General features: G+C 71.5%; 18 protein-coding genes and 1 pseudogene. 11 read left to right on the forward strand and 8 right to left on the reverse strand.

Annotation, left to right across the window (positions count from 1 at the left end; genetic code table 11):
• Positions 1-16: 16 nt before the first annotated feature.
• On the reverse strand, positions 17-1174 hold the full coding sequence (locus tag ACZ407_RS12085) for a low temperature requirement protein A (RefSeq protein ID WP_468127759.1): 1158 nt from the start codon (positions 1172-1174) through the stop codon (positions 17-19).
• 249 nt (positions 1175-1423) lie between these two features.
• On the opposite strand from ACZ407_RS12085, the gene ACZ407_RS12090 reads away from it, so the two are divergent.
• From ACZ407_RS12090 to ACZ407_RS12135, 10 genes are all read left to right on the forward strand, one after another.
• Positions 1424-2851, forward strand: coding sequence for a NarK family nitrate/nitrite MFS transporter (locus ACZ407_RS12090; protein ID WP_468127761.1), 1428 nt, complete (start codon positions 1424-1426; stop codon positions 2849-2851).
• 270 nt (positions 2852-3121) lie between these two features.
• Entirely contained in the window at positions 3122-5410 is a 2289-nt protein-coding gene (gene pflB, locus ACZ407_RS12095; RefSeq protein ID WP_468127762.1) for a formate C-acetyltransferase, read from the forward strand.
• A gap of 28 nt (positions 5411-5438) precedes the next feature.
• Positions 5439-6266, forward strand: a complete 828-nt coding sequence (gene pflA / locus ACZ407_RS12100; RefSeq protein ID WP_468127764.1) for a pyruvate formate-lyase-activating protein — start codon at positions 5439-5441, stop codon at positions 6264-6266.
• A gap of 101 nt (positions 6267-6367) precedes the next feature.
• A complete protein-coding gene (locus ACZ407_RS12105) occupies positions 6368-7465 on the forward strand; it encodes an MFS transporter (RefSeq protein ID WP_468127765.1) in 1098 nt (365 codons plus the stop codon).
• A complete protein-coding gene (locus ACZ407_RS12110; RefSeq protein ID WP_468127767.1) occupies positions 7462-9774 on the forward strand; it encodes a molybdopterin oxidoreductase family protein in 2313 nt (770 codons plus the stop codon). The genes ACZ407_RS12105 and ACZ407_RS12110 overlap by 4 nt, the downstream gene beginning before the upstream one ends.
• An 8-nt stretch (positions 9775-9782) precedes the next feature.
• A complete protein-coding gene (locus ACZ407_RS12115) occupies positions 9783-10382 on the forward strand; it encodes a 4Fe-4S dicluster domain-containing protein (RefSeq protein ID WP_468127769.1) in 600 nt (199 codons plus the stop codon).
• Positions 10379-11032 carry a QcrA and Rieske domain-containing protein gene (locus ACZ407_RS12120; RefSeq protein ID WP_468127771.1) on the forward strand — a complete coding sequence of 218 codons (654 nt, stop codon included), beginning with the start codon at positions 10379-10381 and terminating at the stop codon, positions 11030-11032. The genes ACZ407_RS12115 and ACZ407_RS12120 overlap by 4 nt, the downstream gene beginning before the upstream one ends.
• Positions 11029-11415 carry a hypothetical protein gene (locus ACZ407_RS12125; RefSeq protein WP_468127772.1) on the forward strand — a complete coding sequence of 129 codons (387 nt, stop codon included), beginning with the start codon at positions 11029-11031 and terminating at the stop codon, positions 11413-11415. The genes ACZ407_RS12120 and ACZ407_RS12125 overlap by 4 nt, the downstream gene beginning before the upstream one ends.
• 2 nt (positions 11416-11417) lie before the next feature.
• Positions 11418-12842, forward strand: a complete 1425-nt coding sequence (locus tag ACZ407_RS12130; RefSeq protein ID WP_468127774.1) for a NarK family nitrate/nitrite MFS transporter — start codon at positions 11418-11420, stop codon at positions 12840-12842.
• Between the two features lie 31 nt (positions 12843-12873).
• Positions 12874-13077 (forward strand): hypothetical protein, encoded by a 204-nt coding sequence (locus tag ACZ407_RS12135; RefSeq protein ID WP_468127776.1) that lies wholly within the window; start codon positions 12874-12876, stop codon positions 13075-13077.
• Positions 13078-13090: 13 nt separating this feature from the next.
• On the opposite strand, the gene mscL is transcribed toward ACZ407_RS12135, so the two are convergent.
• The 6 genes and pseudogenes from mscL to ACZ407_RS12165 all read right to left on the reverse strand — a co-directional run bounded on the left by mscL (position 13091) and on the right by ACZ407_RS12165 (position 19317).
• Positions 13091-13591 (reverse strand): large conductance mechanosensitive channel protein MscL, encoded by a 501-nt coding sequence (gene mscL, locus ACZ407_RS12140; protein ID WP_468127778.1) that lies wholly within the window; start codon positions 13589-13591, stop codon positions 13091-13093.
• A 141-nt stretch (positions 13592-13732) separates the two neighbouring features.
• Positions 13733-14146 carry a hypothetical protein gene (locus ACZ407_RS12145; protein ID WP_468127780.1) on the reverse strand — a complete coding sequence of 138 codons (414 nt, stop codon included), beginning with the start codon at positions 14144-14146 and terminating at the stop codon, positions 13733-13735.
• A 428-nt stretch (positions 14147-14574) separates the two neighbouring features.
• The gene (locus ACZ407_RS12150) at positions 14575-15408 is read right to left on the reverse strand and encodes an S-methyl-5'-thioadenosine phosphorylase (protein WP_468127782.1); all 834 of its coding nucleotides are present in this window, start codon (positions 15406-15408) and stop codon (positions 14575-14577) included.
• A 125-nt stretch (positions 15409-15533) separates the two neighbouring features.
• On the reverse strand, positions 15534-15821 hold the full coding sequence (locus ACZ407_RS12155; protein WP_468127784.1) for an FmdB family zinc ribbon protein: 288 nt from the start codon (positions 15819-15821) through the stop codon (positions 15534-15536).
• 379 nt (positions 15822-16200) lie between these two features.
• Positions 16201-17442, reverse strand: a pseudogene (locus tag ACZ407_RS12160) (MFS transporter); the annotation flags it as partial.
• Positions 17443-17712: 270 nt separating this feature from the next.
• Positions 17713-19317 (reverse strand): potassium/proton antiporter, encoded by a 1605-nt coding sequence (locus ACZ407_RS12165; RefSeq protein ID WP_468128037.1) that lies wholly within the window; start codon positions 19315-19317, stop codon positions 17713-17715.
• A 215-nt stretch (positions 19318-19532) separates the two neighbouring features.
• On the opposite strand from ACZ407_RS12165, the gene ACZ407_RS12170 reads away from it, so the two are divergent.
• Positions 19533-22382, forward strand: a complete 2850-nt coding sequence (locus ACZ407_RS12170; protein ID WP_468127786.1) for a penicillin acylase family protein — start codon at positions 19533-19535, stop codon at positions 22380-22382.
• Here ACZ407_RS12170 and ACZ407_RS12175 read toward each other — a convergent pair.
• On the reverse strand, positions 22372-22983 hold the full coding sequence (locus ACZ407_RS12175; protein ID WP_468127788.1) for a 5-formyltetrahydrofolate cyclo-ligase: 612 nt from the start codon (positions 22981-22983) through the stop codon (positions 22372-22374). The two genes, ACZ407_RS12170 and ACZ407_RS12175, sit on opposite strands and share 11 nt — an antisense overlap.
• Positions 22984-23020 lie beyond the last annotated feature (37 nt).

Genomic DNA, 23020 nt, shown 5'->3' on the forward strand with positions numbered 1-23020 from the left:
TGACGCGGCCGCACCGTCACATGGCTGCGCGGCGCGGGTGCTCCGCGAGGGCGACGCCCACCCCGACGGCGAGCGCGGCCACCAGACCCGCCCACAGGACCGCGTACGTACCGCTGAACGTGCACAGCAGCACGGCCGCCGCCGAAGCCGGCAGCACCGCCTGCTGGGCCGGGCCCCGCTTGAAGTGCCGGGAGTGCAGCATCCAGACCGCCAGCAGGAAGAGCGCCACCGGCACGGTCACCGCCGCGTTCGCCGCCAGGGTCGAGACGTGCGCCTTGCCCACCGCGTGCTCGACGGCCACCTCGATGCCCGCCCCGATCGCCGCGGCCGCGCCCAGGATCACGAAGTGCCCGTAACCCCACGGGATGGACTCCCGGTTGGAGGTCAGCCGCTCGTGCACCGGGACCGCGAAGTAGATCCACCAGGCGGCGAACACCAGCAGCAGCCCGCCGGCCGCGATCGGCAGCAGCTCGGAGAGCGCCTCGTGCTCGTCGACGGCCGACTGCACGGCCACCGTGGCCGCCGCGATCGTCTCGCCCAGCACGATGAGGGTGAACAGCCCGTACCGCTCGGCGATGTGGTGGGCGTGCCACTGGGTCTGGTACGAGCGCTCGGCCACCACCGGCACCATCAGCTCGGCCGCGACCAGCACCAGGAAGAGCCACTTGCGGGAGGACTCCGGGGCGGCGAGCATCGCCGTCCAGCCGGCCTGGCAGATCACCAGCCCCACCGCGTACGTCAGGGCGCAGCGCCGGGCCGGGCCGCGCTCCCCGGCCGCGGCCCGCAGCCACTGGACGGTGAGGGCCAGGCGCATGATGAGGTAGCCGATGACCGCGATGGTCCAGTCGTTGTCGTTGAAGGCGCGCGGGATCCCGGCGGAGTAGACGAGCACGCCGGAGATCTGGACCAGGGTGGCCACCCGGTACGGCACGTCGTCGGTGTCGTAGGCGGAGGCGAACCAGGTGAAGTTCATCCAGGCCCACCACACGCCGAAGAAGACGAAGAGGTAGCCGGTGATCCCCGTGCCGGGATGGCCCTCGGCGAGGGCGTGGACCAGCTGCCGGCCCGCCTGGGCCACGGCCACCACGAAGCACAGGTCGAAGAAGAGCTCCAGCGGGGTCGCGGCCCGGTGCGCCTCGTCGCGGCTGCGGGCGGTCATCGTTTGATACGCCATCCGTCCAGCACAGCACGGGCGGCGCGGATCAGCAGCCCGGACGCGCGCCGCCGGGTGGTCGCGGGGCGCCGGCGGGGGTACGAACGCACTGCCGGGCATGGGACTTGGTCCCGCGGGCGCGGGTGCGTTCGCCTCTGGGGCGGCCGGAGCGCGCCGCGTTGACTGGACGGGTAAGGCAGCTCGCACCGAGGGCTGCATCCCCGCGGGCTGCGGACCGACGCATCCTGCACCTCTGCAAAGGAACGCGCCATGAGTTCCGCCCCGCCGGCCGTGTCCCCGGCCGCCACGGACACCCGTTCCCCGTCACCCGACCCCGCCCAGTACCGGCCCGGCCGCACGATCACCGACTGGACTCCGGAGGACCCCGCCTTCTGGCGGACCACCGGCCGGAAGGTCGCCACCCGGAACCTGTGGATCGCGGTGCCGGCCCTGCTCGTGGCCTTCGTGGTCTGGCAGGTCTGGAGCATCACCGCCACCAGCCTCAAGGACGTGGGCTTCGGCTTCAGCCAGTCCCAGCTGTTCTGGCTGACCGCGGTCCCCGGGCTCACCGGCGGCACCGCCCGGATCCTCTACACCTTCCTGGGCCCGATGGTCGGCCAGCGGCGGTTCACCGCGCTGTCCACCGTGGTGCTGGTCGTGCCGCTGATCTGGCTCGGGTTCGCCGTACAGGACCCGGACACCCCGTACGGGGTCATGATTGCGATCGCCGCCCTCTGCGGCATCGGCGGCGCCAACTTCTCCTCGTCCCTCGCGAACATCGGCTTCTTCTACCCGAAGCAGGAGAAGGGCAACGCGACCGGCATCAACGGCGGGCTCGGGAACCTGGGCGTCTCCGTGGTGCAGCTGCTGACCCCGATCCTCATCACCACCTCCGTGCTCGCCCTCGGCGCGGGCCAGAAGAAGGCCGACGGCTCGGAGATCTACCTGCAGAACGCGGCCTTCGTGTGGGTCCCCGTGCTGGTGGTCCTGGCGCTGGCGGCCTGGTTCGGGCAGAACGACCTGAAGGTGGCCTCCACCCCCTTCAGCCAGCAGAAGATCATCTTCAAGCGCAAGCACAACTGGCTGATGACCTGGCTCTACGTCGGCACCTTCGGCTCGTTCATCGGCTTCGCGGCCGCCCTGCCGCTGCTCATCAAGACCACCTTCCCGGCGTATCCGGTCGCCACGTACGCCTGGATGGGCCCGGCCCTGGGGGCGCTGGCGCGCTGGGCGGGCGGCTGGATCGCGGACCGGCTCGGCGGGGCGCGGGTGACGATCCTGTCCTTCGTGGGCATGGCGGGCTCGATCATCGGTGTGATCACCTTCCTGCCGCAGGGCTCCTCGCAGGGCGACTTCACCGGCTTCTTCCTCTGCTTCCTGGCCGCGTTCTTCTTCTCCGGCATCGGCAACGGCTCCACCTTCCGGCAGATCCCGGTGATCTTCCGCGGGCAGCACCTGAAGGGGCTCACCGAGGGCACCCCGCAGTACGCGGCCGCCCTGCGGCAGGCGGAGATCGAGTCGGGCGCCGTCACCGGTTTCACGGCCGCGATCGCCGCGTACGGCTTCTTCTTCATCCCGGCGATGTTCGCGAACTTCGCGGTGACCAGCGCGATGTGGGGCTTCGTGGGCTTCTACGCCAGCTGCGTGGTCGTGGCCTGGTGGTTCTACGCCCGCAAGGGCGCCGAGGCCCCGAGCTAGGCCGGCCGCGGGGAGCGCTCCCCGGCAGGCCCTGCGGGGGCGACGGCTCCGGTCGTCGCCCCCGCATTTTCTTGTGAATGCATTCACAAGCGCACAGGGGGCTTTGGTCCCGGGTGAAGGCGCAGGTCGGAGGGGGTGCCTCCGGGGTTGGCCGGGCTCGGGAGGGACCTCCGGTCTTCGATCGGGGACCAATGCGGCGCCAAATGATCGATCAAAGGGCGTGCAATGGAGGCAAGGCAAGCAATGAGGCGACTGAGGAAGGTGCCGGCGATGACTGCCACTCCTGCGGAAGCAACGGTGACCGGCGAGGCCTGGAAGGGCTTCCGGGGCGGCCTGTGGCGCGATGCCATCGACGTCCGCGATTTCATCCAGCAGAACTACACCCCGTACGAGGGCGACGACTCCTTCCTCGCCGGGCCCACCGAGCGCACCACCGCCGTGTGGCGGGCGATCACGGAGAAGTTCCCCGAGGAGCGCGCCAAGGGCGTCTACGACATCGCCCACGACATCCCCTCCTCGATCACCGCCCACGCCCCCGGCTGGATCGACCGCGACAAGGAACTGATCGTCGGCCTCCAGACGGATGCCCCGCTCAAGCGCGCGATCATGCCGTACGGGGGCTGGCGCATGGTCGCCGGAGCCCTGGAGACCTACGGGTACCCGGTCTCGGCCGAACTGGAGAAGGTCTTCACCGAGTACCGCAAGACCCACAACGCCGGCGTCTTCGACGCGTACACCCCGGAGATCCGCGCCGCCCGCAAGGCCGGGGTCATCACCGGCCTGCCCGACGCCTACGGACGCGGCCGCATCATCGGCGACTACCGGCGCGTGGCCCTCTACGGCGTGGACCGCCTCATCGAGGTCAAGAAGGCGGAGCGGGCCGGGCTCGACTCCCTGCCCGCCGGCCCGCGCTCCCTGGAGGAGACCATCCGGCTGCGCGAGGAACTCGCCGAGCAGTTGCGGGCCCTGGGCGAGCTGAAGGCCATGGCGGCCTCGTACGGCCACGACATCTCGGGCCCGGCCCGGACCGGCCGCGAGGCCATCCAGTGGCTGTACTTCGCCTACCTGGCCGCGGTGAAGGAGCAGAACGGCGCCGCGATGTCCCTGGGCCGCACCTCCACCTTCGTGGACGTCTACCTCCAGCGCGACATCGAGGCCGGGCTGCTCACCGAGGAGCAGGCCCAGGAGCTCGTGGACGACTTCATCATCAAGCTCCGCATCGTCCGCTTCCTGCGCACCCCGGAGTACGACGAGCTGTTCTCCGGGGACCCGACCTGGGTCACCGAGTCCATCGCTGGCATGGGCGAGGACGGCCGCCCGCTGGTCACCCGGACCTCCTTCCGCTACCTCCAGACCCTCTACAACCTCGGCCCGGCCCCCGAGCCCAACATGACCGTCTTCTGGTCCCCGCGGCTGCCCCGGGGCTTCAAGGAGTTCTGCGCGCGCGTCTCGATCGACACCTCCTCGGTGCAGTACGAGTCCGACGAGCTGATGCGCCCGCGGTTCGGCGACGACACGGCCATCGCCTGCTGCGTCTCGGCCATGCCGGTGGGCCGGCAGATGCAGTTCTTCGGCGCCCGCGTGAACCTCGCCAAGACGCTCCTCTACGCGATCAACGGCGGCCGGGACGAGAAGTCCGGGGCCCAGGTCGGACCCGAGACCGGCGCGCTGCGCTCGGCGGCGGCCGGGGGCCTCGAAGTCCTGGACTACGAGGAGGTGATGGAGAAGTTCGACGCGCAGATGGAATGGCTGGCGAGCACGTACGTCCACGCCCTCAACGTCATCCACTACATGCACGACAAGTACGCGTACGAGCGCCTCGAGATGGCCCTGCACGACCGCGACGTGCGCCGCACCATGGCCTGCGGCATCGCCGGCCTGTCGGTGGCCGCGGACTCGCTGTCCGCCATCAAGCACGCCAGGGTCACCGTCCACCGCGACGCGACGGGCCTGGCCACCGACTACACGGTGGAGGGGGAGTACCCGGCCTACGGGAACAACGACGACCGGGCGGACGACATCGCGGTGTGGCTGGTCGAGGAGTTCATGCGCAAGGTGCGCCGGCACCCGACCTACCGGAACGCCGAGCACACCCAGTCCGTCCTGACCATCACCTCCAACGTGGTCTACGGAAAGAAGACCGGCAACACCCCCGACGGCCGCCGCGCGGGCGAGCCGTTCTCCCCGGGCGCCAACCCGATGAACGGCCGCGACACCCACGGCTACGTCGCCTCGGCCCTGTCGGTGGCCAAGCTCCCGTACGAGGACGCCGAGGACGGGATCTCGCTGACCAGCACGGTCACCCCCGACGGCCTGGGGCGCACCCCCGAGGAGCGGATCGCGAACCTGGCGGGCGTGCTCGACGGCTACATGGCGAGCGACGGCTTCCACATGAACGTCAACGTCCTCAACCGCGCGGTGCTGGAGGACGCCATGGCGCACCCCGAGAACCACCCGCAGCTCACCATCCGCGTCAGCGGATACGCGGTGAACTTCGTCCGCCTCACCCGCGACCAGCAGCTCGACGTGCTGAACCGCACCTTCCACGGCTCGCTCTAGAGCCTCGCACCGGGAACGGAGCACTGCCATGACCGCCCTCCTCGGTCCGGACCTCCCCGTGGGCCCCGCCCGCCGCCCCGCCGCCTGCGGCGGGCGGACCCCCGCTGCCGCCGCCACCCGGCGGCCCAGCGAGGGCTCGGTGCACTCCTGGGACCTGTCGACCGGGGTGGACGGCCCCGGCACCCGCTTCGTCACCTTCCTCTCCGGCTGTCCCCTCACCTGCCTGTACTGCCACAACCCCGACACCTGGCGGATGCGGGCCGGCACGCGCACCTCGGCCGACGCGGTCATCGCCGAGGCCGCCAAGTACCGGCGGTTCATCGAGGTCTCCGGAGGCGGGGCCACCGTCTCCGGAGGCGAACCGCTCCTCCAGCCCGTGTTCACGGGCGAACTGCTGCACCGCATGAAGCACGAACTGGGCCTGCACACCGCCCTGGACACCTCCGGCTTCCTCGGGGTCCGCGCCACCGATGCCCTGCTGCGCGACACCGACCTCGTCCTCCTCGACATCAAGGCCTGGGACCCCGCCACCTACCGCAAGGTCACCGGCCGCCCGCTCCGGCCCACGCTCGACTTCGCCCGCCGCCTCGCCGGCCTCGGCAAGGAGGTGCACCTGCGCTACGTGCTGGTGCCCGGGCTCACCGACGCCCCCGCCGAGATCGAGGGCGTGGCCCGCTTCGCCGGATCCCTCGGCAACGTCTCCCGCGTGGACGTGCTGCCCTTCCACAAGCTGGGCGAGGCCAAGTGGGAGGCGCTCGGCAGGGAGTTCACGCTCCGCGGCACCCCGTCCCCCGGCCCGCAGCAGGTCGCCGACGCGAAAGCCCTGTTCCAGGCCCAGGGGCTCACGGCCGTCTGACGGGTCCGGCGGGTCGGCCGGACCTGCCGGGTCCCCCGTTCGGCCCAGCGTTCGCCCCACCACAACGGGACGAATCGGTACAGACCACCTAGCGTGGTCCTGTGTCCGAGCCCTCAGAAGCAGTAGCCGCCGCCCCGCCGCCCGCCGCGGACCCCGTACCCGCGCCGGCCGGGCGCTCCGTCACCGCGCGGGCCACCCTCGCCGGCACCGCCGTCTCCCTCCTGCTCGTCGCCGCCATCGTGCTCGGCAGCCGGTTCCTGCGGGACTTCGACTCGGCCCTGCTGCCGTACGCCGTGGCCACCGTCTTTCTCGCCTTCGGCGTCGCCTACCGCTACACCGTGTGGGTCTCCTCCCCGGGTGCGCGCAGGCTGTTCGCCAAGGGATTCGGCAGCCTCTTCTCGGCCGCCAACTTCCGCAAGGCCCCCACCGCCCTGCCCAAGATGGCCGCCACCTACCTGGGCTTCCAGAAGTTCCTCGGCGCCCGCTCCCACGCCCGCTGGGCCGCCCACCAGCTGATCTTCTGGGGCTGCATCCTCGCCGCGCTGATCACCTTCCCGCTCACCTGGGGCTGGTTCACCTTCACCTCCGGCAGCGGCTCCGGCCCCGGCTACGAGATGCGCATCTGGGGGTTCAAGGTCCTCGGCTTCGACTCCCTGAACCTCATCGGCTGGCTCATGTTCCACGGCCTGGACGTGGCCGCCGTCCTCGTCATCCCCGGGGCCTCGTACTTCCTGTGGCGGCGGATGAAGGACCGCGGGGCCATCACCGGCCAGCGCTTCGCCTACGACCTGCTGCCGCTGATCCTGCTCATCGTCATCTCCGTGACCGGCCTCCTCCTCACCTTCTCCTCGATCTTCCTGCACGGCGGCGGCTACGAGTTCCTGGCCGTGCTGCACATGGTCTCGGTGGTCTTCACCCTCATCTACATCCCGTTCGGGAAGTTCTTCCACATCGTCCAGCGGCCCGCGGCCGTCGGCATGCAGCTCTTCAAGTACACCGCCCGCCAGGACGAGCAGATCTTCACTTGCAGGCGCTGCGGGGAGCCCGTGGACACCGCGCCGTACGTGGAGAACCTGCGCGGCACCATGCGCGACCTGAAGCTCGACTTCGACGCCTGGGCCGAGTACTGCCCGCGCTGCAAGCGCGTGCTGCGCGGCAACGCCTACCTGACCCACGTCAAGAAGGGCTTCACCAAGTGACCGCCGCCCACCCGCCGCGCCCGCTGCCCGTCGACCCCTCCATCGCCCCGCCCGGCACCCGCAACTTCCGCGATGCCGGCGGCATCCCCGCCGACCGGTGGCACGCCGACCAGAACGGCGAGACCCTCGTGCCCACCCACTGCTGCTTCTGCGGGGTGCAGTGCGGCATGTACCTGCGGGTGGACAGCGGCGGCAAGGTCTTCGGCGTGGAGCCCCGCAACCACGACATCAACCGGATGCGGCTGTGCCCCAAGGGCATCAACGCCTATCAGCAGGTCAACCACCCCGACCGGCTGACCGCCCCGCTGATGCGCCGCTCCCGCTCGGAGCCCTTCCGGGAGGCCTCCTGGGAGGAGGCCCTCGACTTCACGGTCTCCGAGATCCGGCGGATCCAGAGCACGTACGGCAACGACGCCTTCGGCATGCTCGGCGGCGCCAGCCTGTTCTCCGAGAAGACGTATCTGGTGGGCAAGTTCGCCCGGGTCGCCCTCAAGACCCGGCACGTGGACTACAACGGACGGCTCTGCATGGTCAGCGCCGCGGGCGCCAACAAGCTCGCCTTCGGCATCGACCGCGCCGCCAACCCCTTCTCCGACATCCTCCTCACCGACTGCCTGCTCATCGCCGGGTCCAACGTGGGGGAGTGCTTCCCCGTGATGACCCAGTACCTGTGGGGGGCCCGGGACCGGGGAGCCACGCTGATCGTGGTGGACCCGCGGGAGACGGCGATCGCCCGCACCGCCGACATCCACGTGGCCCTCAAGCCCGGCACCGACTCCGCCTTCTTCAACTCCGTCCTGAACGTGGTGGTCAAGGAGGGGATGGACGACGAGGCCTACGTCGGCGCCCACACCACGGGCTGGGAGGAGGTCCGCGACAAGGCCTCCGAATACCCGCCGGAGCGGGCCGCCGAGATCTGCGGCATCCCCGCCGAGCAGATCGTCCAGGTCGCCCGCGCCTTCGCCGGCGCGGACAAGGCCATGGCCTGGCACGCCCGCGGCATCGAACACCACTCCCAGGGCGTCGAGAACTGCCTCTCCGTGATCAACCTCTGCGTCGCCACCGGCAACCTGGGCAGGCCCGGGGCCGGTTACGGCACCATCACCGGCCAGGGCAACGGCCAGGGCGGCCGCGAGCACGGCCAGAAGGCCGACCTCCTCCCCGGCGGACGGTCGATCACCAACGCCGACCACCGCCGCCAGATCTGCGAGATCTGGGGGATCGAGGAGTCCGAACTCCCGCCCGCCGGCACCTCCATGATGGAAATGGTCTGGCAGATGCAACGCCGCGAGATCCGCGGCCTGATCGGCGTCTGCAACAACCCCTTCGTCTCCCTGCCCCACTACGCAGTGGTCAAGGAGGGGTACGACGCCACCGAGTTCCACGCCCAATTCGACTTCTTCCTCTCCGAAACCGCGGCCAACGCACACGTGGTCTTCCCCGTCACCACCTGGGCCGAGGACGAGGGCGTGATGGCCAACGCCGAGGCCCGGGTGGTCAAGCACAACAAGGCCCAGGAACCCCCCGCCGGGGTACGCACCGACACCTGGGTCATGTGCGAACTCGCCCGGCGGCTGGGGGTGGGGGCCAAATTCGACTTCCCCGGCTCCCGCGAGGTGTTCGAGGAACTGCGCATCGCCTCCGCCGGCACCGTCAACGACTACTACGGCATCACCTACGACCGGCTGGAGGAGACCGGAGGCATCGCCTGGCCCTGCCCGTCCACCGACCACCCGGGCACCCCCCGGCTGTTCGAGGACGGCCGTACCGCCCACCCCGACGGCAAGATCCACATGCAGGTCGTCGAATGGCACCCGCCGATGGACCCCTACACCGAGGAGTACCCCCTCTCCCTCACCACCGGGCGCACCGTCGCCCACTTCCTCTCCGGCAACCAGACCCGCCGCCTGGGCGCCCTCGTCGAGCAGACCCCGCGCCCTTGGGTGGAGGTCCACCCCTCGCACGGCTTCCGCAACGGCGACCCGGTGCGCGTCGTCACCCGCCGCGGCAGCGAGGTGTTCCCCGCCCTGGTCACCGAGGCCATCCGGCCCGACACCATCTTCGTCCCGTACCACTGGCCGGTCCCGACGGCCGCGAACGCCCTCACCCTGGACGCCCTCGACCCCCGCTCGAAGATCCCCGAGTACAAGGTCTGCGCCGCCCGGATCGAGCCGGCCGAGCGCGTGGACGAGGTGCCGCCCCCGCCCACCGCCCCCGGGCACGTGGCGTACCCGGAGACCCAGGTGTCCCGCACCGACCCCCTGCCGCCCACGTCCTCCCAGGGCCGTGGCACGGCCGAGAGGAGCTGACCCCGGCCATGATGGGCAAAACGATCTTCATCGATCCGGGCCGGTGCATCGGCTGCCAGGCCTGCGTCTCCGCCTGCCGCGAATGCGACTCCCACCGCGGCAAGTCGATGATCCACCTCGACTACACCGAACCCGGCCGCTCCGTCGCCTCCCTTCCCACCGTCTGCATGCACTGCGAGGACCCGGTCGCCCCCTGCGCGGAGGTCTGCCCCGCCGACGCGATCCTCGTGACCGCCGACGGAGTGGTGCAGCAGGCCGACACCACCCGCTGCATCGGCTGCGCCAACTGCGTCAACGCCTGCCCCTTCGGAGTCCCGAAGATCGACCTCCAGGCGAAGCTCCAGATGAAGTGCAACCTCTGCTACGACCGCACCGCCTACGGGCTCGCGCCCATGTGCGCCACCGTCTGCCCCACCGGCGCCCTCTTCTACGGCACCCTCGAGGAACTCCGCGCCGAGCGCCCCGGAGTGCAGGTGGCCGACTCCTTCGCCTTCGGCGACGTGGTCGTCAGCACCGGCGTGGCCATGGTCGTCCCCGCCGACAAGGTCCAGTGGCCCGTGCCCGGCGGGCTCCCCGTCGTGGAGATCAATGGAGTGGACGTCCGATGAGCGTCACCGAACAGCCCGCCCCCTCCGCCGGCGGGGAACCCGACGGGGACGCGGCGCAGGCGCACCTGCGCGACCGCATCAGCGCCGACTCCCTCACCACCCGCCGCGACTACCTGCGGATCGTGGCCACCGTCTCCGGCGGCCTCGCCATCGGCGGGATCGGGGTGGCCGCCGGCATCCTGCACCGGCACGGGGACAGCGAGACCGCTCCCCAGGCCAAGAAGGTCACCGACCGGCTGGAGCCCGGCGAGTCCGTGGCCTTCCGCTTCCCCGGAGACGAGGACCGGGCCCTGGCCGTACGCCTCCCGGACGGCACCCTCGTCGGCTACTCGGCCGTCTGCACCCACCTGGCCTGCGCCGTGCTCTGGCGCGAGGACCGCGGCCCCGCGGGCGAGCTGTACTGCCCCTGCCACGAAGGGGTCTTCGACGCGCGCACCGGAGAGGTCACCGCCGGTCCGCCGCCCCGACCGCTGCCCCGGGTCTTCCTCACCGAGGAGGCCGACGGCAGTGTCTGGGCCGTGGCCACCGCCCGGTCCGGAGAACCGGCCAGGGAGGCCCTGTGCCGGCAGTTCAGCGAGACCCGCCCCGAGACGGCCGCCCGGCTCGGCTGCCCCGGTGCGGACCGCGTCGACGAGAGCAGGCGGACATGAGCGAGCAGGCGGACCTGACCGACGACCCGCTGCCGCCGCGGCCCGCATACCGGCCCGGCAGCGCACAGCCGCGGCTCAACCGGCCCGTGCGCGAGCGCTATCCGCAGATCCGCGCCACCAGCGGCTACGGAGACCCCCGGATCCGGCGCACCGGCCCGGGCCCCGGAGCCGGCACCGAGCAGGAGCCCGAGCGCTCCTCGAAGCTCACGGGCCGGCTGGCCCTCGCCCTCACCGTGGTCGTCGGCCAGCTGTGGGGGCTGACCGTGACCGTCAACGAGTGGATGAAGGGAAACACCACCACGGCCTGGTGGGGGGCGGGATTCCTGGTCCTGTCCTTCCTCGTCGTGCTGGGACTGTGGCTCCTCGACCCCAAGGACCGATGACCATGTCGATACGCACCAACCCCGCGCCGGTCCGCTCGCACCGGGCGGACTCCTACCGCCCCGGCACCACGATCGGGGACTGGCGCCCCGAGGACGACGGCTTCTGGCAGTCCACCGGGCGCAAGGTCGCCCAGCGCAACCTGTGGATCTCGGTCCCCGCCCTGATGCTCGGCTTCGTGGTCTGGCAGGTCTGGTCGGTGACCGTGGTCAAGCTCGGCGACGTGGGCTTCGGCTTCTCCAAGTCCCAGCTGTTCTGGCTGACAGCCGTCCCGGGCATCACCGGCGGCACCTTCCGGATCCTCTACACCTTCATCGGCCCGATCTACGGGGAGCGGAAGTTCACCGCCTTCAGCACGATCGTGCTGGTCGTGCCGATGCTGTGGCTGGGTTTCGCACTCCAGGACACCGGCACGCCCTACTGGGAGATGGTGCTGATCGCGGCCGTCTGCGGCATCGGCGGCGCCAACTTCGCCTCCTCGATGGCGAACATCGGATTCTTCTTCCCCAAGCGGGAGAAGGGCAGCGCCAACGGCCTCAACGGCGGCCTGGGCAACCTCGGGGTCAGCGTGGTCCAGCTGGTGGCCCCCCTGGTGGTCACGGCCGCGGTGCTCGGCGCCCCCGCCGGGGACCCCCAGCACGACAGCAAGAAGGACACCGAGATCTGGCTGCAGAACGGCGCGTTCCTCTGGGTCCCGCTGCTGGTCGTCATGGCGCTGCTGGCCTGGTTCCTGATGAACGACCTCAAGGTGGCCGCCGCCCCCTTCAGCCAGCAGAAGATCATCTTCCGGCGGAAGCACAACTGGCTGATGACCTGGCTCTACGTCGGCACCTTCGGGTCCTTCATCGGCTTCGCCGCGGGCCTGCCCCTGCTGATCAAGAACAACTTCGAGTCCCAGGGCTACCAGGCCACCACCTACGCCTGGATCGGCCCGCTCGTGGGCGCCCTCATGCGCTGGGCGGGCGGCTGGCTGTCCGACCGGATGGGCGGGGCCAGGGTCACCCTGCTCTCCTTCGTGGGCATGGCCGCCTCGCTGGTCGTGGTGATCTTCGCCCTCCCCGCGGGCTCCGACCGGGGCAGCTTCTGGACCTTCTTCGCCGGCTTCGTCGCGGCCTTCTTCTTCTCGGGCCTGGGCAACGGCTCCACCTTCCGCCAGATCCCCGTGATCTTCCGGGACCAGCACGCCCGGGCCGCCGCCGGACAGGGGCCCGAGGCCGAGGCCGCGGCGCTCAAGCAGTCCGAGATGGAGGCGGGCGCCGTCACCGGCTTCTCCTCCGCCATCGCCGCGTACGGGTTCTTCTTCATCCCGGCGATGTTCGCGAACCTGGAGGTCACGACCGCGCTGTGGATGTTCATCGGCTTCTACGCGACCTGCCTGGCCGTGTGCTGGTGGTTCTACGCCCGCCCGGGCGCGGAGGCACCCAGCTGAGCCCGGCCGGAGCCGGCCGTACCCTGGAGGCATGAGCAGCGCCCCCGCCCCCGGCCCCCGTCCGAAGCCCGCAGCGGCCCCCCGGCCGAAGCCGAGGCTGGTGTTCGACGACCCGCTGGACCAGCAGTCCTCGGACGACACCGACCGGGGGTGGGGCGAGCGCCCGCCCGCCGACGGCAACAGCGCCGCCGACCTCGCGCGGTTCCTCGACGAGAAGCCGCCCCACCACATCTGAGCCGCCGGCCGGATCAGCTCGTCTGGCGGCTGACCTGGCCGTCCCCGGAGCCGTTGCGCTGGGTGACCAGGGCGTCCCGGATCTCCTTGAGCACCACCAGCTCGGTGACCTCCAGGGTCTCCTGCACCCCTTCCTTCGCCTTGCGGCGGGCCTCCTGCCGGGCCAGGTACTTGGACATCGGCAGGACCATCAGGAAGTAGACGACGGCCGCGGTGATCAGGAAGGTCAGCGTGGCGTTCAGCACCGAGCCCCACAGGATGTTCACGCCGATGGGCTCCCCGGTCGCCGGATCGACCCCGCACTTGCCCTTGAGGCAGGAGGAGTAGGCGTCCAGGCTCCGGGTGCCGATCGCGCCGACCAGCGGGCCGATGATGCCCTTCACCACCGAGTTGACGATGTTGGTGAACGCGGCGCCGATGACCACGGCCACCGCGAGGTCCACCACGTTCCCGCGCATCAGGAAGGCCTTGAAGCCCGCCAGGACGCTCTCCTTCTGCTTCTTCTTGTCGCTCACCACTGAGCCTCTCTCCGCAGGTGCTGCGTGTGTCGTAGGTGCAAGGGGCGGAATCAACGCCTCCGAAAGCTACGGCAGTCGAGGCCGTGCCTGTCCAATCCGTGCACGCATTCAGCTGACTTGCCTGTGCACCTGTACGAATCAGCACAGCGCCACCGCCAGTCGGGACACCGCACCCGCGGCAACCAGCTCCCGGGCCGTCTCCCGGGGCACGGACAGCACCACGAGGGCCCCGCCGGCATCAGCCTGCTCCGGCCCGGGCCGGGGAACCGAGGCCACCCGCGCCGCCGCGGCCACCACCCGGGGCCGCCCGCCGTCCGGCCCGAACCCCCCGGGGGCTCCCGGACCGCCCGCGGCCACGACGTCGACCCGGTCCCCGGCCCGCAGCAGCCGGACCGTCGCCGCGTCCGCGATCCGCACGGGCGCCGACACCAGCCGCACCGCGGCGGGCCGGGGCGGTGGCACCGGGGGCGGCGGCCCGGTCCGCGAGGCCTGTGCCTCGGGCCCCGTGAGGGCCAGTGCGGCCGCGGCCACGGCCAGGCCCGCGGCGGGCACCCGCCGCCTGCGCCGCACCGCCCTGCGCAGCCGGTCCCCGCCCCGCCCGGCCCGCAGCGGAGCGAAGGCGGGAACCGCCCGCGGCGGCGGACACGCGGCCGGAGGACCCGCGACGGAAGACCCGGCCCGGGCGGACGCGGGAGGCGGGGAGGCCGGGAAGGCCGGGGAGGTCGGGGACGCCGGGAAGGCCGGGGAAGGCCGGCAGGTCAGGGAGGACCGGGAGGACCCGGGGGCCGAGGCCGGAGAGGACCGGTACACCGGAGTGCAGGAGGACATGCGGAACACCGCCCGTCGTGAGGGACTTCGAAGCCCGGACCCGTCGCCCGGACACCCCTCACGATCCACCCCCGACCCACCACCCCGCCCGCACCTGTGGACGCCCCGGGCGATGTGGACAACTCACTCACCCCCGCAGGTGAAACCGCCCGCTACGGCAGTTCGATGCCCAGGTCCCAGCCGTCGTGCACGCGCGTGCACAGGCAGTCCCGGGCCTCGGTGGCCGGCAGGGCCGCCACCGCGTCGAAGAGCACCTCGCGCAGCCGGCCGATGTTCTCGCCGAACACCTTCAGCACCTCGGTGTGCGAGACCCCCTCGCCCGTCTCGGCCCCCGCGTCCAGGTCCGTGACCAGCGCCATCGAGGTGTAGCAGAGGCCCAGCTCACGGGCGAGCACGGCCTCGGGGTGCCCGGTCATGCCGACCACCGACCAGCCCATCGCGGTGTGGAACCGCGACTCGGCGCGGGTCGAGAACCGCGGCCCCTCGATCACCACCATCGTGCCGCCGTCCACCGGCTCCCAGCCCCGCCCGCGCGCCGCCCCCATGGCCGCCGCCCGCCCGGCCGGGCAGTACGGGTCCGCGAAGGTGGTGTGCACGACGTTGGGCACGGTGCCGTCGGGCAGGGGCTCGCCGTCGAAGAAGGTCTGGGCGCGGCTCTTCGTACGGTCGACCAGCTGGTCCGGGACCAGCAGCGTGCCCGGCCCGTACTCGGTCCGCAGGCCGCCGACCGCGCACGGCCCCAGCACCTGCCGCACGCCGACCGAGCGGAGCGCCCACAGGTTGGCACGGTAGTTGATCTTGTGGGGCGGGACCTTGTGGCTGCGCCCGTGGCGGGGCAGGAAGGCGATCTGGCGGCCGGCCAGCTCGCCGAGGAACAGGGAGTCGCTGGGCGCCCCGTACGGGGTGTCCACCTGGAGCTCGGAGACGTCCTCCAGGAAGGAGTAGAAGCCCGAACCGCCGATGACACCGATCTCTGCGTTCACCATGGCCCCAACCCTACGGGCCGCCCTCCGCCCACAGCCTGTGGATGCCGGACCGGGTCACGGGCCCGGACAAGCCGAAGGCCCCGCTGCCGGAACGGCGGCGGGGCCTCGTGCGATGCGGGCGGCGGTCAGGCAGCCGGGCTGCTGCTCGACGCCGGGGCGGCGGCCGGAGCAGGGGTGGAAGCGGCCGTCGACGTGGTCGAGGCCGGCTTCGAGGCGGGGGTGCTGCTGGACGACGCGCCGCGGCTGTCGTTCCGGTAGAAGCCCGAGCCCTTGAAGACGATGCCCACAGCGGAGAACACCTTCTTCAGGCGTCCCTTGCAGCTGGGGCACTCGGTCAGGGCGTCATCGGTGAACTTCTGCACGGCCTCGAGGCCCTCGCCGCACTCGGTGCACTGGTACTGGTAGGTCGGCACGAATTTCCTCCTGGCACTCTGACTCAGTGAGTGCTAACGACGCTCCATGGTGACGTATTCCGCCGGATCAGTCCACCGTCACCGGCGTGCGGTGACCGATGCCACGCTCTCCGGCGGCCTGCGGACCGGGGCCCGCGGGGTGGGCGGACGGCCGGTTCGAGCGGTGCTCGACCGGGTCCCGGTCCACCCTCGTGACCCGTCCGGCCTGCGGCTTCCGCGCCGCGGCCTGCGGAGCCCCCGGCGCCTCGCCGGCGGAGGCGCCGGAAGCCCCGGAAGCGGCAGGGGCACCGGAAACCTCCGACCCCGCGGCGGCGTCCGACCCGGCGAAGTCGGCCGGAGCGCCGGCAGCGGCACCCTCGGCGGCCTCCTGGGACCCGCCCACGATCCGGCTCGGCGCCTTCGGCGCGAGCCGCGAGCGCAGCGCGACCACGGTGACCAGCGCCAGCGCGGTGGCCGCGAGCGGCACCAGGAAGCCGGCGTGCGAGCCGTACGCGTCGGTCAGGCGGCCCGCCGTGGTGACGGCGGCGGCCTGGCCGAAGGCGACCGCGCCGGTCAGCCAGGTGAAGGCCTCGGTGCGGGAAGCGGCCGGGACCAGACGCTCGACCATCGTGTAGCCGGTGATCAGCGCGGGGGCGATGCACAGGCCGACGACCAGGCCGAGGGCGCCCAGCAGGTACGCGGAGTGCACGGCCCACAGCACGGACGCGGCGGCGGTGAGCCCGGCGTAGCCGAGGATCAGGCGGCGGCGCGGTCCGATCTTCCAGGCGATGGCACCGCAGGCGATGCCCGCGATCATGTTGCCCGCGGCGAAGACGCCGTAGAGCAGGCCGTTGGCGCCCGGGTTGCCGATCTCCTCGGAGAAGGCCGCCAGGGAGACCTGCATGCCGCCGAAGACGGCGCCGATGCCCAGGAAGGCCACGATCAGGACGCGCACGCCCGGCACGGACAGCGCGGAGGCGTGCTTCTCGCCGGTCAGGGAGGGCCGGCCCGCGGGCTTGGGCTGCGTACCGCGCTGTGCGGCGAACAGCAGGCCGCCGATCAGGGTCAGCGCGGCCTCGGTGATCAGGCCGGCGGAGGGGTGGATCTGGGTGCACAGGAAGGTGGCCAGCACCGGGCCCACCACGAAGGTGAACTCGTCGGTGACCGACTCGAAGGCCGCGGCGGTGGGCAGCAGCGCGGAGCGCTCGCCCTCCAGGCGGGCCGCCCAGCGGGACCGGACCATCGGGCCGACCTGCGGCACGGAGGCGCCGGCCGGGACGGCGGCCAGCGCCAGCGCCCACAGCGGGGCGCCGAGCAGGGCCAGCGCGGTCAGGGCGCCGACGGCGGCGGCGTGCGCGAGGACGACCGGCACCAGGACGGCGCTCTGGCCGAAGCGGTCGGCGAGCTTGCCCATCTGGGGGGCGAACAGCGCCATCGAGACGCCGGTGACGGCGGCGACGACGCCCGCGCTGCCGAAGGAGCCGGTGGTGTGCTGGACCAGCAGGACGATGCCGATGGTCAGCATCGCGAAGGGCTGGCGGGCGGCGAAGCCCGGAAGGAGGAAGCTGAGCGCGCCCGGCGTGCGCAGCAGCTGCCCGTACCCGGCGCGGGACTTTTCGGTGGTCGTGACCGCGGATGCCACGGCCTAGCCTTTCCGCTGCCTGGTAGGTCTCCCCGTCTGCGGACGGTGGCGGCCTTGTGGGCCGTGCACCCGTACGGGAGCCCCGAGAGCTGTCCTCATGCGCAAGAACCGAGTGATACCTCGGCCCCCACTGCGAGGGGGTCCGGGCCGCCGAGCGGTCGCGCCAGCTCTGCGTCAGGCAGAGTTGGTCGATTGGTGTGCCTTCATGGTACAGGGAAAGAGCAAAGGCGCACCTGTGATTACAGCGACAGGCGGTGTCTTCACCTGCGTTTAACGAGCGGTTCGTCGTCCGGGGCCTCTGGCGCCGGAATTGCCTGCACTTCCGCCGTCATGCCCCTCTCCACCGGTTCCCAACCATCCCGCGAGTTTGCCGCCCCGCGCGACCGCCTTGAGCCGTGCCTCGGCCGCGTCCCGCACCGGGTCGGTGGCCACCACCAGGAGGTCGTCCCCGCGCCGCAGCACGGTCGAGGGCAGCGGTACGAAGCTCTCCTCGTCGCGGACGACGAGGGTCACGGAGGCCCCGGGCGGCAGCCGCAGCTCGCTGACCTCCACCCCGTGCATGCGCGAGGCCGCGGGGATGGAGAAGGAGAGCAGGTGCCCGCGCAGCTTCTCCAGGGGGGCCGACTCGATGCCGAGGTCGGTGGCGGCCCGGTCGCCCTCGCCGAGCTTCAGGGTGCGCGCGAGCCAGGGCAGGGTCGGCCCCTGCACCAGGGTGTAGACGACCACGAGGACGAAGACGATGTTGAAGACCCGGTCGCTGCCCTCGATCCCGGAGACCATCGGGATCGTGGCCAGGATGATGGGGACGGCGCCGCGCAGGCCGGCCCAGGACATGAGGGCCTGCTCCCGCCAGGGCAGCCGGAAGGGCAGGAGGCTGACGAAGACCTCCAGGGGCCGCGCGACCATGGTGAGGACCAGGCCGACGAGCACCGCCGGCCAGAAGTCGCCGACCAGCTCGTGCGGGGTCACCAGCAGGCCGAGCAGGACGAACATGCCGATCTGGGCGATCCAGCCGAGCCCGTCCGCGAACCCGCGGGTGGCCGGCCAGTGCGGCAGCTTCGCGTTCCCCAGCACCATCGCGGCGAGGTAGACGGCGAGGAAGCCGGAGCCGTGGGCCATGGCCCCGGCCGCGTACGCGGTGACGGCGATGGCCATGACGGCGATCGGGTAGAGGCCGGAGGCGGGCAGGGCCACGTGCCGCAGCCCGTAGGCGCCGAGCCAGCCCACGGCGAGTCCGATGCCGGCGCCGATCGCCAGCTCCAGGGCGATCTTGCCGAGCAGGACGTACCAGGCGTCCACCGGGCCGACCGTGCTGAAGGCGACGACCAGGATCACGACGGGGGCGTCGTTGAAGCCGGACTCGGCCTCCAGGACGCCGGTGACCCGGGTGGGCAGCGGCACCTTCCGCAGGACGGAGAAGACCGCGGCCGCGTCGGTCGAGGAGACGACGGCGCCGATCAGCAGGGCCTGCCGCCATTCGAGCCCGACCAGGTAGTGGGCTCCCGCCGCGGTCACACCCACGCTGACGGCGACGCCGACCAGCGAGAGCACGATCGCGGCGGGCAGCGCCGGCCTGATCTCCTTCCACTTCGTCCCCAGACCGCCCTCGGCGAGGATCACGACCAGGGCCGCGTAGCCGATGACCTGTGTGAGCTCCGCGTTGTCGAAGACGACGTTGCCTATGCCGTCCTGCCCTATCGCGACCCCGATGCCCAGGTAGACGAGCAGGCTGGGGAGACCGCTGCGGGACGAGATCCGTACCGCGGCGACCGCGCTGAGCAGGACGAGCGAGCAGATCAGCAGGAGCTCGTTGAGCTGGTGGACAGTCAGCGGGCGGCCCTTTCCCTCGAAGTGGTCTGCCGATGCCGGAACGATTCGTCGCCACGGGTCGGGTATGACCCGCGGGGAAGGGGGCCCGGCGGCCAGTACTTCGTTACCTTACCTAAGGTTTGACGATTTCTTGACCCCTTTGCCACATTGTGAAACGCCAGTTCGATGAAGTCGCTGACACCGCGTCCGAACGGGGTGGACGCTGCGCCTATGGTTGCTCCCAGCACTCCAGGACCACCCTGCCCCCTCGAAGGACAGCGATGCCCGCGAACGAAACCGCCCCTTCCGTCAAGAAGAAGGGACGACGTGCCCGTCTGATCGTCGTCCTCCTGGTGCTGGCGGTCGTCGCCGGCGTCGGCTACGGGGCGTACTGGAGCGTCGACACGGTCCGCGCCTCCCACCCGCAGACCACGGGCACCATCGAGCTCAAGGGGCTGAGCGGCCCCGTCGAGGTCAAGCGCGACGCCAACGGCATCCCGCAGCTCTACGCCGACAACGACCTGGACCTCTTCCGGGCCCAGGGCTTCGTCCAGGCGCAGGACCGCTTCTGGGAGATGGACGTACGCCGGCACATGACCTCCGGTCGGCTGTCGGAGATGTTCGGCAGCGGCCAGGTCGAGACCGATGCCTTCCTGCGCACCCTCGGCTGGCGCCGGGTGGCGCAGCAGGAGTACGACTCCAAGCTCTCCCCTGAGACGAAGAAGTACCTCCAGGCTTACGCCGACGGAGTCAACGCGTACCTCAAGGACAAGTCCGGCAAGGAGCTCTCCGTGGAGCACGCCGCGCTCCAGCTCACCGGGGACTACAAGGTCGAGCCCTGGACCCCGGTGGACTCCGTGGCCTGGCTCAAGGCCATGGCCTGGGACCTGCGCGGCAACATGCAGGACGAGATCGACCGCTCGCTGATGACCAGCCGCCTCACCCAGGCGCAGATCGACGAGCTGTACCCGCCCTACCCCTTCGACCGGAACCGGCCGATCGTCGAGGGCGGCTCGGTGGACTCCGCCACCGGCACGTACGACCCCAAGGGCGGCGGCTCGTCCTCCTCGGGCGGTTCGCACTCCTCCGGCTTCTCGGGTTCCAGCGGTGCCGGCGGCTCCTCCACCGGCAGCTCCCGCCGCTCCTCCGGCTTCTCCACCGCCTCGGTCACGAGCGCCCCCGGCGGCGCCGGCGAGGGACTCAAGACCCGGCTCGCCGCCCTGGCCAAGACCCTCGATCAGGTCCCGGCCCTGCTCGGCCCCAACGGCAGCGGCATCGGATCGAACTCGTGGGTGGTCTCCGGCAAGTACACGACCACCGGCAAGCCGCTGCTCGCGAACGACCCGCACCTGGCCCCGCAGCTGCCCTCGGTCTGGTACCAGATGGGCCTGCACTGCCGCAGCGTCTCCTCGCAGTGCCAGTACGACGTCTCCGGCTTCACCTTCTCCGGCATGCCCGGTGTGATCATCGGCCACAACCAGGACATCGCCTGGGGCATGACCAACAACGGCGCCGACGTCACCGACCTCTACCTGGAGCAGGTCACCCCCGACGGCTACCGCTACGACGGCAAGACCCTGCCCTTCACCACCCGTGAAGAGGTCATCAAGGTGGCCGGCGGCGAGGACAAGAAGATCACCGTCCGGACCACCAACAACGGCCCGCTCGTCTCCGACCGCAGCGACTCCCTCGCCGCCGTCGGCGCCCGCGCCCCCGTCACCGGCTCGGCCCCCGACCGCGGCACCGGCTACGGCGTGGCCCTGCGCTGGACCGCGCTGGATCCCGGCAAGTCGATGGACGCCGTCTTCGCGATCAACCGCGCCAAGGACTTCGACTCCTTCCGCGCCGCGGCCCGGAACTTCGAGGTCCCCTCGCAGAACCTGATCTACGCCGACGGCAAGGGCGCGCACGGCAACATCGGCTACCAGATGCCCGGCAAGATCCCGCTCCGCGGCGCCGGCGACGGCCGCATGCCCGCCCCCGGCTGGGACTCGAAGTACGCCTGGAAGGGCGCCACGGAGGGCGCGAAGGGCTGGATCCCGCAGGACGAGCTGCCCTGGGACCGCAACCCCAAGCGCGGCTTCATCGTCACCGCCAACCAGGCGGCGGTGCAGAGCGGCGAGGGCAAGTACCCGTACCCGCTGACCTCGGACTGGGGCTACGGCGCCCGCAGCCAGCGGATCAACGACCTCATCGAGGCGAAGATCAAGGACAGCGGCAAGATCTCCACCGACGACATGCGCACCATGCAGACGGACAACAGCAGCGAGATCGCCGCGCTGCTGGCACCGGAGCTCGCGAAGCTGCCGGTCAAGGACCCCGACGTCCGCGCCGCACAGAAGCTGCTGGAGGGCTGGAACTTCACGCAGGAGCCCGACTCCGCGGCCGCCGCGTACTTCAACGCCGTCTGGCGCAACATCCTCCGGCTGGCCTTCGGCAACAAGCTGCCGAAGGAGCTGCGGGTGGAGGGCAGCTGCCTGAACGTCCGCCCGGCGGGCAGCAGCGGCCCGGCCGACGACCTGGCCGAGCTGGTCCGCGAGTGCGGCGAGCGCAGCGCGGACTCGGCGCAGCCGGACGGCGGCGACCGCTGGTTCGAGGTGGTCCGCAAGCTGATGAAGGACGAGAAGTCCGAGTGGTGGAAGTCGCCGGCGACCCGCCTCGACAAGGCCACCGAGACCCGCGACGAGCTGTTCGCCCGGGCCATGAAGGACGCCCGCTGGGAGCTCACGGCCAAGCTCGGCAAGGACGTCGGCACCTGGAGCTGGGGCCGCCTGCACCAGCTGACCCTCAAGAACCAGACGATCGGCACCGAGGGCCCCGGCTTCATGCAGCGGCTCCTCAACCGCGGCCCGTGGAACCTGGGCGGCGGCGAGGCCACCGTCAACGCCACCGGCTGGAACGCGGCCGCCGGCTACGAGGTCACCTGGGTCCCGTCCATGCGGATGGTCGTCAACCTCAACGACCTGGACAAGTCCCGCTGGATCAACCTGACCGGCGCCTCCGGCCACGCGTACGACGGCCACTACACGGACCAGACCGACCTCTGGGCCAAGGGCGAGCTGCTGGAGTGGCCCTTCGGGAAGGCCGCCGTGGACAAGGCGACCATCGACACGCTGACCCTCAAGCCGTAGCGGGGAAGCGCACGGCCCCTGCGGGGGTCACCACGGCCTGCACGGGGTGGTCGTGCGGTTCCTCCGGGACCCGCGCGACCACCTCGTTCTCGTAGAGGAGCACCACCAGCGCCGGGTGCGCACCGGCCCGCTCCAGCCGGGCCAGCACCCGGTCGTACGAGCCGCCGCCGCGGCCGAGGCGCATGCCGCGGCCGTCCACGGCCAGGCCGGGCAGCAGCACGGTCGCCGCCTCCGTGACCGCCTCGGGGCCGAGCCGCGGGCCGACCGGTTCGAGCAGCTGCATCTTGCCGGCGTGGGCGACCGGGGCCAGGCCGTCCGGTCCTTCGTATACGGCCCAGTCCAGGTCGTTGTCGGGGAGCAGGACGGGCAGCAGCACCCGGGTGCCGCGGGCGCGCAGGGCGTCCAGCAGGGCGGTCGTGCCGGGTTCGGAGCCCACCGAGACGTACGCGGCCACGGTGCGGGCGGCGGCGAGCTCGGGCAGCTCCAGGGCCCGGCGGGCCAGCAGGGCGGCGGCCTCCGCCAGGGCTCCGGCGCTCAAGGAGCGCCGGGCGGCCAGCAGTTCGCGCCTTAGGTCCGCTTTGACGGAACGGTTCTCTACCACAGCTGATTCACAAACCCTTCCAAATCAGTTGCTATTT

It is taken from the genome of Streptomyces sp. NPDC030809, assembly GCF_055572195.1.

Coding starts and splice junctions, on each gene's coding strand:
- ACZ407_RS12125 (WP_468127772.1), top strand. CDS start 11,029: ATGAGCGAGCAGGCGGACCTGACCGACGACCCGCTGCCGCCGCGGCCC.
- ACZ407_RS12115 (WP_468127769.1), top strand. CDS start 9,783: ATGATGGGCAAAACGATCTTCATCGATCCGGGCCGGTGCATCGGCTGC.
- pflA (WP_468127764.1), top strand. CDS start 5,439: ATGACCGCCCTCCTCGGTCCGGACCTCCCCGTGGGCCCCGCCCGCCGC.
- pflB (WP_468127762.1), top strand. CDS start 3,122: ATGACTGCCACTCCTGCGGAAGCAACGGTGACCGGCGAGGCCTGGAAG.
- ACZ407_RS12135 (WP_468127776.1), top strand. CDS start 12,874: ATGAGCAGCGCCCCCGCCCCCGGCCCCCGTCCGAAGCCCGCAGCGGCC.
- ACZ407_RS12150 (WP_468127782.1), bottom strand. CDS start 15,408: ATGGTGAACGCAGAGATCGGTGTCATCGGCGGTTCGGGCTTCTACTCC.
- ACZ407_RS12130 (WP_468127774.1), top strand. CDS start 11,418: ATGTCGATACGCACCAACCCCGCGCCGGTCCGCTCGCACCGGGCGGAC.
- ACZ407_RS12085 (WP_468127759.1), bottom strand. CDS start 1,174: ATGGCGTATCAAACGATGACCGCCCGCAGCCGCGACGAGGCGCACCGG.
- ACZ407_RS12090 (WP_468127761.1), top strand. CDS start 1,424: ATGAGTTCCGCCCCGCCGGCCGTGTCCCCGGCCGCCACGGACACCCGT.
- ACZ407_RS12120 (WP_468127771.1), top strand. CDS start 10,379: ATGAGCGTCACCGAACAGCCCGCCCCCTCCGCCGGCGGGGAACCCGAC.
- ACZ407_RS12170 (WP_468127786.1), top strand. CDS start 19,533: ATGCCCGCGAACGAAACCGCCCCTTCCGTCAAGAAGAAGGGACGACGT.